Source organism: Haoranjiania flava, assembly GCF_025631005.1.
In the GTDB taxonomy this organism is placed as follows: Bacteria; Bacteroidota; Bacteroidia; order Chitinophagales; family Chitinophagaceae; genus Haoranjiania; species Haoranjiania flava.
Window position 1 is genome coordinate 259039 of record NZ_JAOTPL010000001.1, and the last position, 17136, is coordinate 276174.

At 41.4% G+C, this 17136-nt stretch carries 16 protein-coding genes and 1 pseudogene; 9 read left to right on the forward strand and 8 right to left on the reverse strand.

The features are described from left to right. Window positions 1-54 precede the first annotated feature (54 nt). Both OD355_RS01155 and OD355_RS01160 read right to left on the reverse strand, forming a co-directional pair. Entirely contained in the window at window positions 55-1047 is a 993-nt protein-coding gene (locus OD355_RS01155; protein ID WP_263036605.1) for an aspartate-semialdehyde dehydrogenase, read from the reverse strand. Window positions 1048-1311: 264 nt separating this feature from the next. Further along, window positions 1312-2055, reverse strand: coding sequence for a DNA-formamidopyrimidine glycosylase family protein (locus OD355_RS01160; protein WP_263036606.1), 744 nt, complete (start codon window positions 2053-2055; stop codon window positions 1312-1314). A 209-nt stretch (window positions 2056-2264) separates the two neighbouring features. Between OD355_RS01160 and OD355_RS01165 the strand changes: the two genes are divergently transcribed. Then, on the forward strand, window positions 2265-3122 hold the full coding sequence (locus OD355_RS01165; RefSeq protein WP_263036607.1) for an SDR family oxidoreductase: 858 nt from the start codon (window positions 2265-2267) through the stop codon (window positions 3120-3122). Window positions 3123-3166: 44 nt separating this feature from the next. Here OD355_RS01165 and OD355_RS01170 read toward each other — a convergent pair whose 3' ends face one another. Next, entirely contained in the window at window positions 3167-4681 is a 1515-nt protein-coding gene (locus tag OD355_RS01170) for an NAD(P)H-dependent oxidoreductase (RefSeq protein WP_263036608.1), read from the reverse strand. A gap of 389 nt (window positions 4682-5070) precedes the next feature. On the opposite strand from OD355_RS01170, the gene OD355_RS01175 reads away from it, so the two are divergent. From OD355_RS01175 to lysS, 5 genes are all read left to right on the forward strand, one after another. Beyond that, on the forward strand, window positions 5071-5790 hold the full coding sequence (locus OD355_RS01175; protein ID WP_263036609.1) for a DUF72 domain-containing protein: 720 nt from the start codon (window positions 5071-5073) through the stop codon (window positions 5788-5790). A gap of 65 nt (window positions 5791-5855) precedes the next feature. Further along, window positions 5856-6482: a hypothetical protein gene (locus OD355_RS01180; protein WP_263036610.1), complete on the forward strand. Its 627-nt coding sequence runs from the start codon at window positions 5856-5858 to the stop codon at window positions 6480-6482. Window positions 6483-6495: 13 nt separating this feature from the next. Continuing rightward, complete coding sequence (locus OD355_RS01185; RefSeq protein WP_263036611.1) at window positions 6496-6789, forward strand: winged helix-turn-helix domain-containing protein; 294 nt, start codon at window positions 6496-6498, stop codon at window positions 6787-6789. A gap of 55 nt (window positions 6790-6844) precedes the next feature. Further along, window positions 6845-8257 (forward strand): DUF4173 domain-containing protein, encoded by a 1413-nt coding sequence (locus OD355_RS01190; protein WP_263036612.1) that lies wholly within the window; start codon window positions 6845-6847, stop codon window positions 8255-8257. 41 nt (window positions 8258-8298) lie between these two features. Then, a complete protein-coding gene (gene lysS / locus OD355_RS01195) occupies window positions 8299-9813 on the forward strand; it encodes a lysine--tRNA ligase (RefSeq protein ID WP_263036613.1) in 1515 nt (504 codons plus the stop codon). Window positions 9814-10067: 254 nt separating this feature from the next. Here the strand turns inward: lysS and OD355_RS13875 are convergent. The 4 genes and pseudogenes from OD355_RS13875 to OD355_RS01220 form a co-directional block, all read right to left on the reverse strand. Further along, window positions 10068-10963 (reverse strand): annotated as a pseudogene (locus OD355_RS13875) (alpha/beta hydrolase fold domain-containing protein). Window positions 10964-11060: 97 nt separating this feature from the next. Continuing rightward, entirely contained in the window at window positions 11061-11333 is a 273-nt protein-coding gene (gene rpmA / locus OD355_RS01210) for a 50S ribosomal protein L27 (RefSeq protein WP_263036616.1), read from the reverse strand. A gap of 40 nt (window positions 11334-11373) precedes the next feature. Then, the gene (rplU, locus tag OD355_RS01215) at window positions 11374-11679 is read right to left on the reverse strand and encodes a 50S ribosomal protein L21 (RefSeq protein WP_263036617.1); all 306 of its coding nucleotides are present in this window, start codon (window positions 11677-11679) and stop codon (window positions 11374-11376) included. Between the two features lie 85 nt (window positions 11680-11764). Next, a complete protein-coding gene (locus tag OD355_RS01220; RefSeq protein WP_263036618.1) occupies window positions 11765-12193 on the reverse strand; it encodes a hypothetical protein in 429 nt (142 codons plus the stop codon). Window positions 12194-12309: 116 nt separating this feature from the next. On the opposite strand from OD355_RS01220, the gene OD355_RS01225 reads away from it, so the two are divergent. Then, window positions 12310-13803 carry a GH3 auxin-responsive promoter family protein gene (locus OD355_RS01225; protein ID WP_263036619.1) on the forward strand — a complete coding sequence of 498 codons (1494 nt, stop codon included), beginning with the start codon at window positions 12310-12312 and terminating at the stop codon, window positions 13801-13803. Window positions 13804-13865: 62 nt separating this feature from the next. Here OD355_RS01225 and OD355_RS01230 read toward each other — a convergent pair whose 3' ends face one another. Further along, entirely contained in the window at window positions 13866-14405 is a 540-nt protein-coding gene (locus OD355_RS01230; RefSeq protein ID WP_263036620.1) for a hypothetical protein, read from the reverse strand. Window positions 14406-14563: 158 nt separating this feature from the next. Between OD355_RS01230 and OD355_RS01235 the strand changes: the two genes are divergently transcribed. Together OD355_RS01235 and rseP are read left to right on the forward strand one after the other, a co-directional pair. Beyond that, entirely contained in the window at window positions 14564-15721 is a 1158-nt protein-coding gene (locus OD355_RS01235) for a 1-deoxy-D-xylulose-5-phosphate reductoisomerase (protein ID WP_263036621.1), read from the forward strand. 41 nt (window positions 15722-15762) lie between these two features. Beyond that, window positions 15763-17118, forward strand: coding sequence for an RIP metalloprotease RseP (rseP, locus tag OD355_RS01240; RefSeq protein WP_263036622.1), 1356 nt, complete (start codon window positions 15763-15765; stop codon window positions 17116-17118). The last annotated feature ends 18 nt before the right edge of the window (window positions 17119-17136 follow it).

A 17136-nucleotide genomic window follows, 5' to 3' on the forward strand; every position in this document is an offset into this window, starting at 1 on the left:
TAAAAAAAGCTACCCTGTAGATAGCTTTTATATAATTTCCTTTTTAGCACCTTCTTATATCAGCCCTTTTTCAGCCAGGTATTCAGCTATCTGGATGGTGTTGGTAGCAGCCCCCTTGCGCAGGTTATCGCTTACGATCCACATATTCAGTGTATTCGGCTGAGACTCATCGCGGCGCAAACGGCCTACAAAAGTATCGTCTTTGTCGTGCGCGTTCAACGGCATCGGGTACACATTGTTCTGAACATCGTCTTCCACCACAATGCCCGGGGCATCGGCCAGGATTTGTCTTAGTTCATCCAGCTCAAAATCATTTTCAAATTCCACATTCACACTTTCACTATGCCCGCCCATTACCGGCACACGCACAGTGGTGGCCGTAACTTTGATGGAATCATCTCCCATGATCTTGCAGGTTTCCTTTACCATTTTCATTTCTTCTTTGGTATAGCCGTTTTCCAGGAAGACATCAATATGCGGCAACGCGTTCATGTCTATCGGGTGTGCGTAAGCTTTTACATCGCTCTCTACTTTATTCCTTTCGTTGGTTAGCTGATCCACACCCTTTTTGCCGGAGCCCGTTACGCTTTGGTAAGTGCTTACAACCACTCTTTTAATAGTATATTTTTTATGTAGCGGCGCCAATGCCACAACAAGTTGAATAGTAGAACAATTTGGATTGGCTATTATCTTATCTTCTGCTGTTAATACATCGGCATTCACTTCAGGCACTACCAGTTTTTTTGTAGGGTCCATACGCCATGCAGAAGAGTTGTCAACCACGGTGATGCCTGCTTCCGCAAACCTGGGCGCCCACTCTGTAGAAGTAGCGCCTCCGGCAGAGAAAATGGCCACATCAGGTTTTATATCAATAGCATCCTGCAAACCAATGACCTTATATTTTTTGCCTTTAAATTCCACTTCCTTTCCTACACTTTTTTCAGATGCTACCGGATATAATTCAGTTACAGGAAAATTTCTCTCTTCCAGAACCTGCAACATTTTTGAGCCTACCAGGCCTGTTGCGCCAACTACTGCTACTTTCATTTTAGTTTTTTATTGTTTTAAGATTAATAAAAAAGCCTTTCTCTTTCGGAAAGGCTTCAGTACTTTTATATATGCATACAAAAAATCCCTTCCTTAAAATGGCCTGGTCTTCTTTATATGTTTTATAATTAAATGCATGTTTATATTACTCTGTATTACCACGTGTGCAAAATTAGCGTGTTTAAACTATTATCCAAATTTTTTATCGATATTTTTAAGGATGGTTGCATTTCTTGAAATTGTGTTTAAGAATTACTTACATCTTTAGACTTTATCTAAAGAATAATTCACCTGGCAATTGTTGCAGTAAAAGGTTCTTCTTTTTGTTTTACCCAGGTATTCTTTCGTGATGGTGCCACCGCAATTCGCGCAGGTTTGCTTTGTGTGCGCCAGCCAATGCTTGCGCAACACAAACTGCTTCTTCCATTTTAAAAAGTCAAAAGCATAGTTTCGTGTCTCTGCTATCATTTCCGCCAACTTCTTTGCCGGCAGGTCGCCGATCTTATTTTTGGGGTGGATACTGGTTCTGAAAAGTACTTCATTTTTAATAATGTTGCCCGATCCGGAAAAAACATTCTGGTCGAGCAGCGCGTCTGTCACTAACATTTCAGGGTGTGCGAGCAGGTATGATTTTGCCTTGTCAGGGTTCCATTTTTCAGACATAACATCTACTTCCTCATCGTAGATATCATCCAGGTTTTCTTCTATAAACTTTATAGAACAACTGTATAAATTTATAAAGCCGTTTTTAAAATCCAGCCGCAGCCTGGGCTTTGCTTCTTTTTCTTCATTTACCAGGTAAGAACCAAACAAAAGGAAATGTATGCGCAGGGAAAAACCATCAAAGCAAATAAAAAATTGTTTACCCCAGCTCCTGAATGCCACTACCTTTTTGTTGAGCATTCTTTCTTTTTCTATTGTGGTGTTTCCGCTGACTGCTGTGATCTTCTTTTTCAAAAAAGGCTGTACGGCTTCTTTTAGAATGATGATGGATGGACCTTCGGGCATATGATATCGTGATGATTTACAAAAGGTTAAATTACAAAAATTCAGCCACATATTTTTTCAATGCTCGCAGAGATGCATTAATTTTAATCATAAACCAAAACACGATTTATTTATCAGCCGGAACATCACCAAATCAACCGGCAAAGCATGTACACATCTAAACGGGTTATTGCAGTCTCGACCATTAAAAAAAATTAAAACATACTATTATGAAATCAAGTCCTAAAAAAATACGGCCGGCGCAAAAGCAGGAACAGCAGCCGGGTGTGGAAGATAAAATGCAACCGAAGCCTGATGCAATTCCTGAAGACAGGCAGCGAAAACTGGAAAACAAAGTAGCTATCATCACAGGCGGCGACAGTGGTATCGGCAAGGCGGTAGCGCTGTTGTTTGCCAAAGAAGGCGCCAACATTGTGCTATCTTACCTCAATGAAGACGTAGATGCTAAAAAAACAATGGAGTTGATAAAACAATATGGCGGAGAGGTTTTAGTTATAAGAGGCGATATTTCTGATGAAGCGCATTGCAAGGATATTGTGGCACAGACAATCAAAAAGTTTAAGCGGCTTGATATTGTTGTCAACAATGCTGCTGTACAGTTCCCGCAGGAATCGCTGGAAAAGATCTCAGCCAAACAGTTGCATAAAACTTTTGAAACAAATATTTACCCTCATTTTTACCTGACAAAAGCTGCGTTGAAGCACCTGAAGCAAGGAGCCAGCATTATCTGCACCACTTCTGTTACTGCGTACAGGGGCAGCCATCACCTGATAGATTATGCATCTACAAAAGGCGCCATTGTTGCATTTGTGCGTTCGCTTTCTGCATCGCTGGCAGAGAAAGGTATTCGTGTGAATGGCGTGGCTCCCGGCCCGATATGGACACCCTTGATCCCTGCAACTTTCGATGCGGAGAAGGTGGCGGAATTCGGCTCTGACACTCCATTGCAGCGCGCAGGCGAGCCTAGTGAAGTAGCCCCGAGCTACCTGTTCCTGGCAAGTGAAGACTCAAGCTATATGACCGGGCAGGTGTTGCACCCCAACGGCGGTGAGATCATCAACAGCTAATATAACATTATGAGGCTGACTTTTCAGGTCAGCCTCATATTTTCCTACATCAATTTGATAAAAGGTATCAATGCGTACCACATAATGTACATGAGCGATACGGCCATAATTGCATCAATACGGTCTGGCTTATCTTTTTTGCGCATAAAAGTGTACAGCATTTTTACAAGCAGCACAGCATGGATGATTGTGAGGTAAATACTATTTCCATAAGCTTCATCCAGGTATCCCGATAGCTTTAGAAATATCGCTGATGATGTTGCCAGCAATACAAAAACAATGGCCAGGCCCGTAGCTTTTGATTTACCAAAACGTACGGCCAGTGTACCTTTCCCGGCTGCTTTATCGGCAAAATAATCGGGCATGCCAGCCATAATGATTGCCGGCACGATAGATAAGAACAGTGGCAGGCTCAGCAACCAGGGGTAGCTGTTGCCCAAGCTTCCGCCCTGGAATACAAACCCGCAGAGGATCATGGCAAAGCTGTGGGTAAAACCTACTACCATCTCTCCCATGCCATTGTAAGAAAATTTTACCGGAGGCACTGTATAGGAAATAGCTATAACGAACAAAATCATTATCAAAGAAATTGATACATAATACGGAGCAGATGAAAGGTATGCCACCAGCGCAGTAATGGCAAAGCATACAGCCAGTACATTCCGGGTAGCCTTTTTGATTGCTTCATCCGAGATCAATCCGTTGACAAGTACCCTTGAACCACCGGTGAAAGGACTGTAAAAACGGTTGAGCCTGTCTGTTTCCTTATCGTGGTATTCATTACTGAAAACAACGGCTACTTCAAAAAGGAACAACAATATATACCCCAGCAGGAATACTGCCATATTAAAAGTATGTCCGAAAAACGCTGCAGCAAAAGCGCCTGCGCTGTAAGCAAAAAAAGTCATGGGGTAAAACTGCAGCCTCACAGCCTGTATCCAGGGGTTTATCCGCTTCATTAATTTTTCCCAGGGTGTTAATACTCCATACTGCAACGCTCTTCCTGTATGATATACTTCTTCGAGCCATTGCTCTTTTTTCTTTCGCGTGGAATGCTTTACAGGGCTTATATGCATTTTTCGCACCGGGCTTACTCCACAGAATTTCAGGGTAGCGTTGGTGAGCGCTTTTGTACCGGGTGAACCGTAAAATAATTTATATACGAACAGTGGCGTATCCATAGTGGTGATCAATTGCGCGGTGCGCGGGCTTAGCTTTTTTTCATACGCGTCGAACTGCAATTCCCTGAATGCAAAACCCGGGATGATGGTACGTTCCAGAAATGCCTTCAGGAGCGATGGCACACTGCCCCACCAGGTGGGATATATAAACACCAGGTGGTTTGCCCATGTTATCAAGTCCTTTGCTTTTAGTATATCCGGTTCTAAAAACTGTTCTTCCGGTGGAGCGGCAAGTACATTCTTTTCAAACTGCATATCGGCTATTAAAATGCGCTTCACATGTGCACCTGCTTCTTCTGCACCACGCGTGTAAGCTTCGGCTAATGCACCACAATAACTTTCTTTGCGCGGATGTCCTAATATCACTAAAACGTTCATGCCTATATTTTATTTAAAAATAGTGATTTTCATGTGTGTATATTTATTTATTTTTTAGTTGCCACATGGAATAACCAGCTTTTTAGATTCAATACTCAGTACCGGTTGGTGTAGATCCCTAATCTTATGGTTATTTCAAGTGTATATAATTTATTTGTTTTTCAGTTGTCACATGGAATAGCTTTTATTCATCAATGCTTACTATGCAACTTTGCTTATGGCTATTTCAAGTGTGTATATTTATTTATTTTTTAGTTGCCACATGGAATAACCAGCTTTTTAGATTCAATACTCAGTACCGGTTGGTGTAGATTCTTAATCTTATGGTTATTTCATGTGAAAAACTTATTTGTTTTGCTAACTTTAACTGTTGAAATCAATAATTTATTATGGACTTTTTTATAGGTTGTTCCGGCTACAGTTACCGTGAATGGAAAAACAGCTTTTACCCGCAGGGCATGCCCTCCAAAGACTGGTTTGCCTTCTATGCTTCTCATTTTTCTATGCTGGAACTGAACAATACTTTTTACAATTTCCCGAAGCTGAAAACCCTGCAATCGTGGTACGATAAGGCCCCGGACGATTTCACATTTGTAGTAAAAGCCCCCAGATCTATTACGCATTTTAAAAAGCTAAAAGAATGCACGGAGCTACTCAATGACTTCTACGCTGTATGCAACGAAGGGCTCCGGGAGAAATTAGGCTGCCTGATCTTCCAGATGCCACCCTCCTACCACTTTACAGAAGACAACCTGGAAAAAATTATCAAAGCTGCAAACAAAAATTTCATCAATGTATTCGAGCTCCGGCATGCCAGCTGGTGGAATACGGCTGTTTACGATGCTTTCACAGAAAACAACATCACATTTTGCAGCGTAAGTTTTCCCGGCCTGCCAGACGATGTAGTGGTAACCACCGATATGTTGTATTACCGATTTCACGGTATTCCCGATCTTTATTTTTCTACTTATGTGGAAGATGAATTAAAAATTATTGCTGATAAAATAAAACAGGAACAAATAAAAACAGTTTACTGCGCCTTTAACAACACCGGCAACCTTGGCGCTATAGAGAATGCCAAATGGATCAGGAGCTATTTGCATAAATGATTTCAGGAAAAATTATTTGGAAAATATTACAGGCATTTACTAACTTTGTACTTCAAAGTACTTTTATGAAAGACAAACTTCAGCAGGACCTGGCACAAATAAGAAACATGATGGAGCAGTCCACACGGTTCATATCCCTCAGCGGCACGTCTGGTATAAGTGCAGGCATCATAGCATTGGCAGGTGCAGCAGTGGCTTATTACCTGTTTAATAAATCAGGCATCAACTATTTTGACGGGGAAAGAAATATGTATCCACAGGAATTGGTAAAAGAACTTATTATACTCGCACTACTTGTATTGGCATCAGCTTTGGCAGCCGGTATTTATTTTACGGTCAGGAAAAGCAGGAGAAACAAGCTGTCTGTGTGGAATAAAGCAAGCAAAAACCTGGTGACGGCATTATTTATCCCTTTAATCACTGGCGGCATTTTCTGCCTTATTTTATTGTATCATGGTTTGTTTTATCTTATAGCGCCCGCAACTTTGATTTTTTACGGGCTTGCCCTTATTAACGCCGGGAAATATACTTTCGGTGATATTGCCAATCTCGGCTATGTTGAAATATTATTAGGCCTCCTCTCATCTGTGTTTACCGGCTACGGACTGCTATCCTGGGCTGTAGGTTTTGGCGTGCTGCATATTATTTATGGTATAGTAATGTATAGAAAGTATGAAAACACTTATGAATAAATAACCCCAGGACATGAGCATTGTACAATCATTAAATAAAGATTTTGAAAGCAGGGTAAGGCTGGGAATTATGTCTGTACTAATGGTGAACGACTGGGCAGAATTCAATGAGCTAAAAGAATACCTGCAGGTAACTGACGGCAACCTGGCGAGCCATATCTCTGCACTGGAAAAGAAAAAATATATAAAAATAAAAAAAGAGTTCGTTTCACGTAAACCTAAAACATCCTACGCTGTATCGTCATCGGGCCGCAAAGCTTTTGTAGACCACATCAACGCTTTGGAAAAACTAATCAATAACCAATAAAATTTTTTATACCCTTACTTTGTAATACAAAGTACTTTCAAACAAAAATTAAACAATGAAAACAGTAAAAAATCAATTGCTGTTGTTTACAACAGCATCTTTTGTTATCTTATTTTATGGGCAGGGAGTGGGATTAAATCTATCTATTTTTGCAATGATGGTATGGTGCAGTTTACTATTGCTCAGGAAAAAAATTTATAAAGACACAAAGTTTATTTTTTTGAGCTTATGTGTTATAACCTCTGCCGGCGCATTTGCATGGTATGGCGATTTCATTTCATTCGCAGCATTGTATTTGTCACTGATCATAGCAGGCTTCTACACATTATTTTTAAATAAGCTCAATATGCTGAACCTTCTCGTTCTTTTGCCTGCCAACTATGCCAGCTTCCCGTTCAGGATATTTATGCTGAACCAATGGCTGTTCAGTAAAAATAAAATCACCCATATCAGGGCAAGGCTGATTGCCTACTATATCATTCCCGGTTTTTTTGCTGTGATCTTTGTTATTGTTTATAGTAATAGCAGCAGTTTGTTATCCGGGTTTTTCAGCAAATTTGTTACAGACTTTAAAATGCCGGAAATAGTGGTATTAACCGCTCTTGGATTTTTCCTGATGTTTAATTTCTATCATTTCATGATACCCAGAATTGTGATATACAATAATCAGAATCTTGGAGATAATTTTTCCGGAGACAAAAGAGTACAGAAGGCTTCGCTCTATAACTTTGATGTAAACCTGGAAAGAAGAAGCGGAGAAATCACCTTAATATTACTGAATATTCTGCTGTTGCTATTTTTGGTTGTATACAATATAGAACAATTTCAATTCAGCAGTGAGGATACGCTAAGCAGCAACGTTCATGAAAGAATTTATACCATTATTTTCTCCATCCTACTTGCAGTAAGCATTATACTCTTTTATTTTAAAAATACTTTCAACTTTGACCAATCTGCAGGAAGGTTAAAACTATTGGCTTACCTGTGGATCGGGCTTAATCTGTTGTTGATCCTTTCAGCGCTGATAGCTAACAGTATTTATGTACAGGCTTATGCACTTACTTTTAAAAGGATCGGCGTGTATATTTTCCTGTTGCTCTCTATGATCGGCCTTTACTTTACTTATAATAAGATCAGGAAAAAGAAGACAAATATTTACTTGGTAAAAAATATGTTTTGGGCATTTTTTATAACGCTTGTGATAAGCAGTGCAATCAACTGGTCATGGATTGTAACAAAATATACAATCAACTATTCAAAAAAACCGGACTTGTACTACCTATTTTACAACACAGAATTCAACAGAGAAATATTTTATAGACATTATAAAAATGAATTTACCAAAGGCTGGCAAGGCCAAACAGGAGATGAAAGATATAAAGATCTCCTTGAAGCGGGGGTTGATTATGAGAAGCACAAAAAACTCTTATCCCGGAAATTATACTACCATTTCCTTGAATTAAAATGATAGCTTAATTATTTCTTATCTTTGCGCCTCAAAATTGTATTATGAGTCAGCATTTATCAGATCAGGAGATCATAAGGAGAGAGAAGTTAAAAAACCTGGCAGAAGCCGGTATTGAAGCCTACCCGGCCGCGTTATATCCCGTATCGCATTATTCATCGGAAATAAAATCTGCTTTTAGCGAAGAAACCAAAGAAGCATTTACAGATGTTTGCATTGCCGGGCGCGTAATGAGCATCAACGATAAGGGAAAAGTATTTTTTATAAAAGTACAGGATAGCAAAGGCATAATACAATTGTATGTAAAACGCGATGAGATTTGCCCGGAAGAGGATAAAACTTTCTGGCAACTGGCCATCAAAGGCCTGGACCTGGGAGATTTTATTGGTGTAAAAGGTTTTGTGTTTATAACAAAAACAGGCGAAACTTCTATACACGCTAAAGAGATAACCTTGCTGGCCAAAGCGCTGAAACCATTGCCGGTAGTGAAGCGCGATGAAGACGGCAACCTGCATGATGCAGTTACAGACCCGGAATTCAGGTACCGCCAGCGCTATGCAGACCTGGTGATAAACCCTGATGTGAAGAAAACCTTTACACAACGTACAACCATCATCAATACTATCCGCGATTTCCTCAATGAACGTGGTGCGCTGGAGGTAGATACTCCCGTGCTGCAATCGATTCCCGGCGGCGCTGCTGCCAGGCCGTTTACTACCCACCACAATGCGCTGGACGTACCATTTTACCTGAGGATAGCCAATGAACTTTACCTCAAACGCCTGATTGTAGGCGGCTTTGACTGGGTATACGAATTCAGCCGCAATTTCAGGAACGAAGGCATGGACCGCACACATAACCCGGAATTTACGGTGCTGGAATGGTACACAGCCTACAAAGATTATTTCTGGATGATGGAAATTACCGAACAACTCATGGAGAAGCTGGCTATAGCCGTTCATGGGACCACCGATGTGCAGGTAGGTGATAAAGTGATCAGCTTTAAAGCGCCGTACAAAAGAATTTCCATACTGGATGCTATTAAAGAAAATACGGGCATGGATGTGAGCAGCATGGATGAAGACGAGCTGAGAGAAGTGGCCCGCAAGCTGAATATTCATGCAGATAATACCATGGGCAAAGGAAAACTGATTGACGAATTGTTTGGTGAAACTTCTGAAAGTAAATTCATACAGCCTACTTTTATCATTGATTACCCGGTAGAAATGTCGCCACTAACTAAGAAGCACAGAAGCAAGCAAGGACTGGTAGAGCGTTTTGAACTGATGATCAATGGTAAGGAAATTGCCAATGCATACACCGAGCTGAATGACCCTATTGACCAGAGAGAGCGCTTTGAAGAGCAGGCACAGTTAATGGAGAGGGGCGATGACGAGGCCATGTTTATAGACCAGGATTTTCTCCGCGCACTGGAATACGGTATGCCACCTACAAGCGGCATAGGTATTGGCATTGACAGGCTGGTGATGTTGCTCACCAATCAACCTTCCATACAGGATGTATTGTTTTTCCCGCAGATGAGGCCGGAGAAGGGATAGTTGTATGAAGTGATGTGGGGTCATTGACTGTTTATTTGTTTAGTTGTGGAGATGTGGAGATGCGGAGATGCGGAGTGTTTGGTTATGAAGTAATCAAGTTAAGAAGTTATGCGTGGCGTCATCGCCACGCATTTCTTTTCTATCGCCTCCGGCGATGTTATTACAATTTTCCTGATAAACTATTAGGAAATCCATTGCTGCAATAACCCTGCTGTTTTGTTGTGTTGTTTAATTGTTGAGTTGCTGTTTCAGCATTATATATTTACCGTCACAGATAAGAAAGTTTTTAGCTTGGAAAAAATATCTGACATATACGTACCGCCAATTTCATGGCCGCCGTTGTACAGGTGAGACTCATGTTTTACTTTAAAATCATTCAGCTTCTGATCAAGTATTGTTTTCTGCGAAACAGGAACCAGCAGATCCAGGTTTCCAAAGAAGGAAATGGTAGGCGCAGATGAAGCAGATACCCAGGTAATCGGGCTGGCATACACCGGCGCAGTCATGCCTGCAGGCAGCGCTGAAGCATCGGTGATATGCTGTACAGATACGGCATACTGCGGATTGGAACTGTAATAGGTATCGGCCAGGTTAGTTGGCCCTACGATGTTGGCAACAGCCTTTACACGGTGCGCTGCATCAAACTTATAGGCATACAACATAGAAAGATGCCCGCCGGCGCTTACACCGCATAGAACAAATTCAGGCTTTATGGCCAGCTCGCCGGCATTTTGCACAAAATAATTTATACTGCGTGGATATCATCTGTCTGGTTAGGCAGCATTTTATTGTTCTGATCAACCAGTCTGTAGTTCATATTTACAATGGCATGGCCAGTTAAATGCTGTTGTACGGCAGCTATCGCAGGAGTAAAATCTTTTTTATCACCACCGGTCCAGCCGCCGCCGTGGATGAGTATTATTACCCGCGTTTGAGCCGTGCTCCTGTTGGCAGGAAGGTACATATCAAAAGTTTGGTGTGTATTGCTCCCGTAGGAAACATTTAATTGTGTTTTGGCTTCAGCCACCACAATTTCTTTATCTTTTTTATCACAGGATATCATAAACAGCATTAAACAAACAGAGATCATATATTTCATAAGCAAAGTTTTTATTGGCCCAGTGTAAAGAGTGTGTTTTGTAGAATACATCAAAAACTTTACCGAAACTGCTGTGTGCCCTGCCTACTACAAACAAAAATAGCTGCCGTAAAATACGACAGCTAAAATATTTTAAAACAGTTAGTGTTTATTGCGCAACCAGCACTTCCTGCTCTACTACAGAAACAACTGATTTATTATCTTTCGTTTTTCTGAATTCTACAACGCCGTCGGTTAATGCAAACAATGTGAAGTCTTTACCCACGCCCACATTTTTACCGGGATGATATGTAGTACCACGCTGGCGCACGATAATATTACCTGAAATTGCAGGCTGACCGCCATAGATCTTTACACCAAGACGTTTGCTTCTGGAGTCGCGACCGTTTTTTACGCTACCTTCACCTTTCTTATGTGCCATTTCTTATAAAATTAATACGTTTAATGAATAGTTTGCAAAGTTACGCAATTCCGCTGATTTTGATTTGCGTATACTGTGTTCTGTGTCCGTGTTTTTTACGGAAGCCTTTTCTTCTTTTGTGTTTGAAAGCAATTACTTTATCTCCCTGCACTTTATCGGCTACAACTTCGGCAGATACTACTGCTTTCACAGCATCGCCCAGAGTAACGTTACCGCCATCGCCGGTCATCAATACTTCATTGAACTCAATTTGATCTCCTTGCTTTGCAGACAAATGCGGTACATACAAGGTATCGCCTTCCTGTACTCTGAATTGCTGGCCTGCTATCTTTACAACTGCGAACATAGTTTTTAAAAATTAGGACTGCAAAGGTATGCTTTTTTTCTATAAAAGCAACAAATTATTCATTTAATTTAAAAAAGTCATTTGCTTAAGGCATTTGTGTCAATGAAATATTATCTGCTGCATTACCAACATTGGCTTTGAAGCTCAATTTACGAGGAGAAGAATTAGTATTGGCGCTTATAGAAATTTTTATTTGCTGCTCATCTATCTTTTCCACAGTGAACCATTCCCCTTCGAATTTATAAATATACCATAGTATATTTTGTGCTCCTTCAGGCGCATTTTTAGTATAGTATTTAATAGAACCGTCATGAAAATCAAGTGGTTTTCCATTTACTACAAGTTCGCTAAACCACCATTCAACCTTATTTTTAGCAATTAATACCGTATCTTTTGTTGAATTGGAAAAAATGTGCTGATTGTTATCAAATCCCGGCCTCTTAGCAAATCCTGCATTTTTATCGCATGCAAAAAACAGCAATGACATTAATATTATCCAAGAAAAATTTTTCATAATTGTTATTATTTTATTAATTAGCGCCTCTGCAAAGATAACATTTCTTACAGATGCAAAATTAAAACGGATTCATCATAACTTATAGTATTTTTGTTTGGATAAAAAGCAATAGCGTGAGTATAGTATCTTATTTAGCAAAGGCGGCGGCCGGCATATTTTACAACAAACAGAAAAAAGTGATGCGCAATGCGGTGGCTGACCAGGAAAAGACCATGCGCGAACTGGTGCAGAAGGCCAGGAATACCCGCTTCGGACACGACCATCATTTCGGGAACATTCATTCGTATGAAGATTTTAAAAAGCACGTGCCCATCCGCGATTACGAAGGCATAAAGCACTACATAGAACTGATTAAAAAAGGTGAAAAAGATATTCTCTGGCCCGGAAAACCGGCTTATTTTGCCAAAACCAGCGGCACAACCAGCGGCACCAAGTATATTCCCATCACCAAAGAATCCATGCAGAACCATATAAGGTCTACTGCAAAATCCCTGCTCACGTATATTGCCACAACCGGCAACAGCGATTTTATCAACGGCAAAATGATCTTCCTGAGCGGATCACCCACATTAGACGAGGTTGGCGGCATCCCCACAGGACGGCTTAGCGGCATCTCTAACCACCATGTGCCGGGATTTTTAAGAAAACGCCAGGTACCCAGCTACGAAACAAACTGCATTGAAGACTGGGAAACCAAGCTGGATAAAATTGTGGAAGAAACCATAGATAAAGACATGACGCTGATAGGCGGCATCCCGCCCTGGATACAGATGTATTTTGACAAGCTCTATGAAAAGACCGGCAAAAAAGTAATTGAACTGTTCCCGAATTTTTCTGTGCTGGTGTATGGCGGCGTGAATTTTGAACCCTATAAACAAAAATTATTTGAATCCATAGGGAAAGAAGTGGATTCTATAGAATTGTTTCCTGCTTCGGAAGGCTCCTTTGCCTACCAGGATGTGCAGGGCCAAAAAGGCATGTTGCTCACAAGCAATGAAGGTATTTTTTATGAATTTGTACCAGCCGAAGAAATTCATGATGAAAATCCTACCAGGCTTTCTCTCAGAGATGTGGAGCCCGGCAAAAACTATGCGCTCATTATCAATAACAATGCAGGCTTGTGGGGATACAATATCGGCGATACGGTAAAGTTTGTAAGCATTGACCCTTACAGGCTGATCGTATCAGGCAGGACCAAACATTATATTTCTGCATTTGGCGAGCATGTGATTGGCGAAGAAGTGGAAGCGGCCTTGTCTGAAACTCTGAAAAAATACCCTGCACAAATTACTGAATTCACGGTAGCGCCACTTGTAGCACAGGAAGAAGGCAAAAGCCACCACCAGTGGTTTATAGAATTTGAAAAAAAGCCCGATGACCTTGAAGCTTTTGCAGAAGAATTAGATATGCATTTACGAAAAAAGAATGCTTACTACGACGATCTTATAGCCGGCAATATTTTGCAGAGGCTGCAGATCATCTCTGTGAAAAGAGACGCTTTTATCAATTACATGAAGTCCATCGGAAAGCTGGGCGGCCAGAACAAACTGCCGCGCCTGAGCAATGACAGGAAGATTGCAGATGTGTTGGAGAAGGAGCGGTTATGATAAAAAGGTTTTTTCTAAGTTAAGTTCCGTACGATATGCATGGAACTTGGTATTTATTTTTCTTAGAATGCGTAGCCAAAAGAAAGATAGGGCAGTGGCATAAAGTTTTTGGAATCGAATACCGGTGCCAATCCTGTCCTGAACAAAAAGCCTCCATATAAAGGTTGCCTTCTGTAACCAAAATTCAGCGTTCCGTAAATAGAATTATCAGTGCCAAACAAACCAGTATTAGAAAATACAGCGCCGGCGCCGATCTCAAAATATTTTCCATTTTTACCCAGCAGATAATTCATTAAAACTGGCACTGTAAGTACCGATTCTCCTTCTGAACTTACATACCCGATTCCTATTCTTGCGCCCAGGCCATTTAGCTTTTTTTCAAAACGCATATCTCCATTTATAGAGAAGATCATGCTGCTTCCTCCTAATTCAACAAATATATTGCTTGCTCTTAAATTAGATTGTTCAAGAGTAGCTTGCTTTACATCAGCACCTGTCTTCTTAAAGTAGGGCAATGTATCTGTAGAGAAATCAGTATTATTTTGCGCAAAAGAAAGACCACCTATAGTCAGCAAACATATACCAAGGAAAAGCTTTTTCATTACTAAAGTTTTAACAGTTTATATATAATACGTAAAGTTAAAGAGTTTTGTTACATCTAAAAATAAATAATTATTAAGCCCGGCATGTTACTTGCTATTTTTCAGAATTAAATAAATACAATACCTTTACAAATTGTTGTAAATTCTGATCTCTTTTCATGTCAAAAAGACGTATAGCAATATTCGGTTCCACGGGTTCGATAGGCAGGCAAACGCTCGAGGTGATCGAGGCTAACCCCTCTTTATTTTCGGTAGAAATACTCACAGCACAAAACAATGTGGAGCTGCTGGTAAACCAGGCTTTGCGCTATGGCCCAAAGATAGTAGTGATCGGCAATGAAGAAAAATACCAGGAAGTGCTGCAGGCGCTTTCAGGTACAGGCATCAGTGTGGCTTCGGGAGAGCAGGCGCTGGAAGATACGGCCGGCCTGGATATTTACGACACTATGATAGCTGCTATCGTTGGCTTTGCGGGCTTAAGGCCTACATTAAAAGCGATAGAAAACGGTAAGACCATCGGCCTTGCCAACAAAGAAACACTGGTTGTGGCAGGCGATATTGTAATGAAGAAAGCAAAGGAACACCATGTGCACCTTGTGCCTGTAGACAGCGAACACTCAGCCATATTCCAGTGCATGCAGGGAGAAGATTACAAAAAAATAGACCGTATTATTCTCACCGCGAGCGGAGGCCCCTTCCTGGGCAGGAAACCTAATTTCCTGGTAAATGTAAAACGCGAACATGCACTGCAGCATCCCAACTGGAGCATGGGCGCAAAAATTTCCGTTGACTCTGCAACCCTTATGAATAAAGGGCTAGAGATGATTGAAGCCAAATGGCTGTTTGACGTAACGCTTCAGCAGATAAAGGTGGTCATTCACCCGCAGAGCATTATACACAGCATGGTTGAGTTCGAAGACGGCAGCATGAAAGCGCAGATGGGCATGCCCGATATGCGTGTGCCTATCCAGTATGCACTCACCTACCCGGCAAGAACCAGGAGCAATTTTCCCAGGTATAATTTTAAAGATCCCGCGCAACTAACCTTCGACGAGCCGGATATTAAAACCTTCCGCAACCTGTTCCTGGCGCAAAAGGCGCTGGAGACCGGCGGCAACATGCCCTGCATCCTCAATGCGGCCAATGAAATAGCTGTTTATGCATTCCTGAAAAACCGTATAGGCTTCCTGGAGATGACAGAACTGATAGAGCAGGCCATGGAAAAAATACCTTTTATTCAAAACCCCACACTAAACGATTATTTTGAATCTGATGCCGAAGCGCGTACCTTTGCGGCTTCCCTGGTGGAAATATAGCCGGGCAGAATCAAAACTCGAATTAATATTTTACTATACAAATGATATTATTAGCAATCGACTGGCCGATAGTAGGAATAAAAACGCTTCAGTTCCTGTTATCCTTTTCAATACTTGTTGCCTTACATGAACTCGGCCACTTTGTGGCTGCCAAGATCTTCGGATGCCGCGTAGATAAATTCTATCTTTTCTTTGATCCGTGGTTCTCATTGTTTAAAAAGAAAATCGGTGAAACCATCTACGGCATTGGGTGGCTGCCGCTGGGCGGCTACGTAAAAATTGCCGGGATGGTAGACGAGAGCATGGACAAAGAGCAAATGAAGCAACCTCCGAAACCTTACGAATTCAGAAGCAAGCCTGCCTGGCAACGCCTCATCATTATGCTGGCAGGTGTAATTGTAAACCTGTGGCTGGGCTTCTTTATTTACTCCATGATCCTGTGGAACTGGGGCGATCAATACCTGCCAACGAGCGAAGTAAAATATGGTATTGCCACAGACTCGGTGGCCAAAAGCATCGGCTTCAAGGATGGCGATAAGATTGTTTCCATTGACGGGAAGCAATACGAAAAGTTCAGGGACATTAATAAACACCTGCTTTTAAGAAAAACCCACCATGTAACTGTAGACAGGAATGGCGGCCAGGTAAACATACCCATCCCGGACAACATCGCCAAAACACTTATTGCTACCAAAAACGTAAATTTTATTACACCGCGCGTGCCGTTGCTCCCCATTGAAAAAGTATTAGATACAGCCTCTGCAGCTAAAGCGGGAATTAAGAGCGGCGACAAAATCGTTGCAGCAAACGGGCAGACCTTTCAGTACGACAATGAAGTACGCAATTTTATCAAAAGCCATAAAGGCGATACGGCAAGCCTCACCGTTCTTCGTGGCGCCGACACTTTAAACATTAACACACCAATCTCTACAGATGGTACGTTGGGGGTATATTTTTCAGTTCCTGAACTGGAAAAATTCTTTACAATGAAAAAGCTGAGCTACAATTTCTTTGAATCAATCCCTGCCGGCTATACCAAAACCTGGGAAACGCTGGAAGACTACTGGCTGCAGATTAAATTAATCTTCGGCGGCAAAGTTGCGGCCAAAGATTCGGTAGGTTCACTGATCACCATCGGGAGCATTTTCCCGGCAACCTGGGACTGGCAATCTTTCTGGAGCCTTACAGCTTTCTTCTCGCTGGTGCTGGCATTTATGAACCTGCTGCCTATCCCCGCACTGGATGGCGGGCACGCGCTCTTCTGCCTGTATGAAATGATCACCGGCAGAAAACCGTCAGACAAATTTATGGAAGTAGCACAAACCGTTGGCATGATATTGTTGTTTGGTTTGATGATATTTGCTTTGGGTAATGATATTTTAAGGCTATTCAGATAATAAAATCGTTAAAAGAAA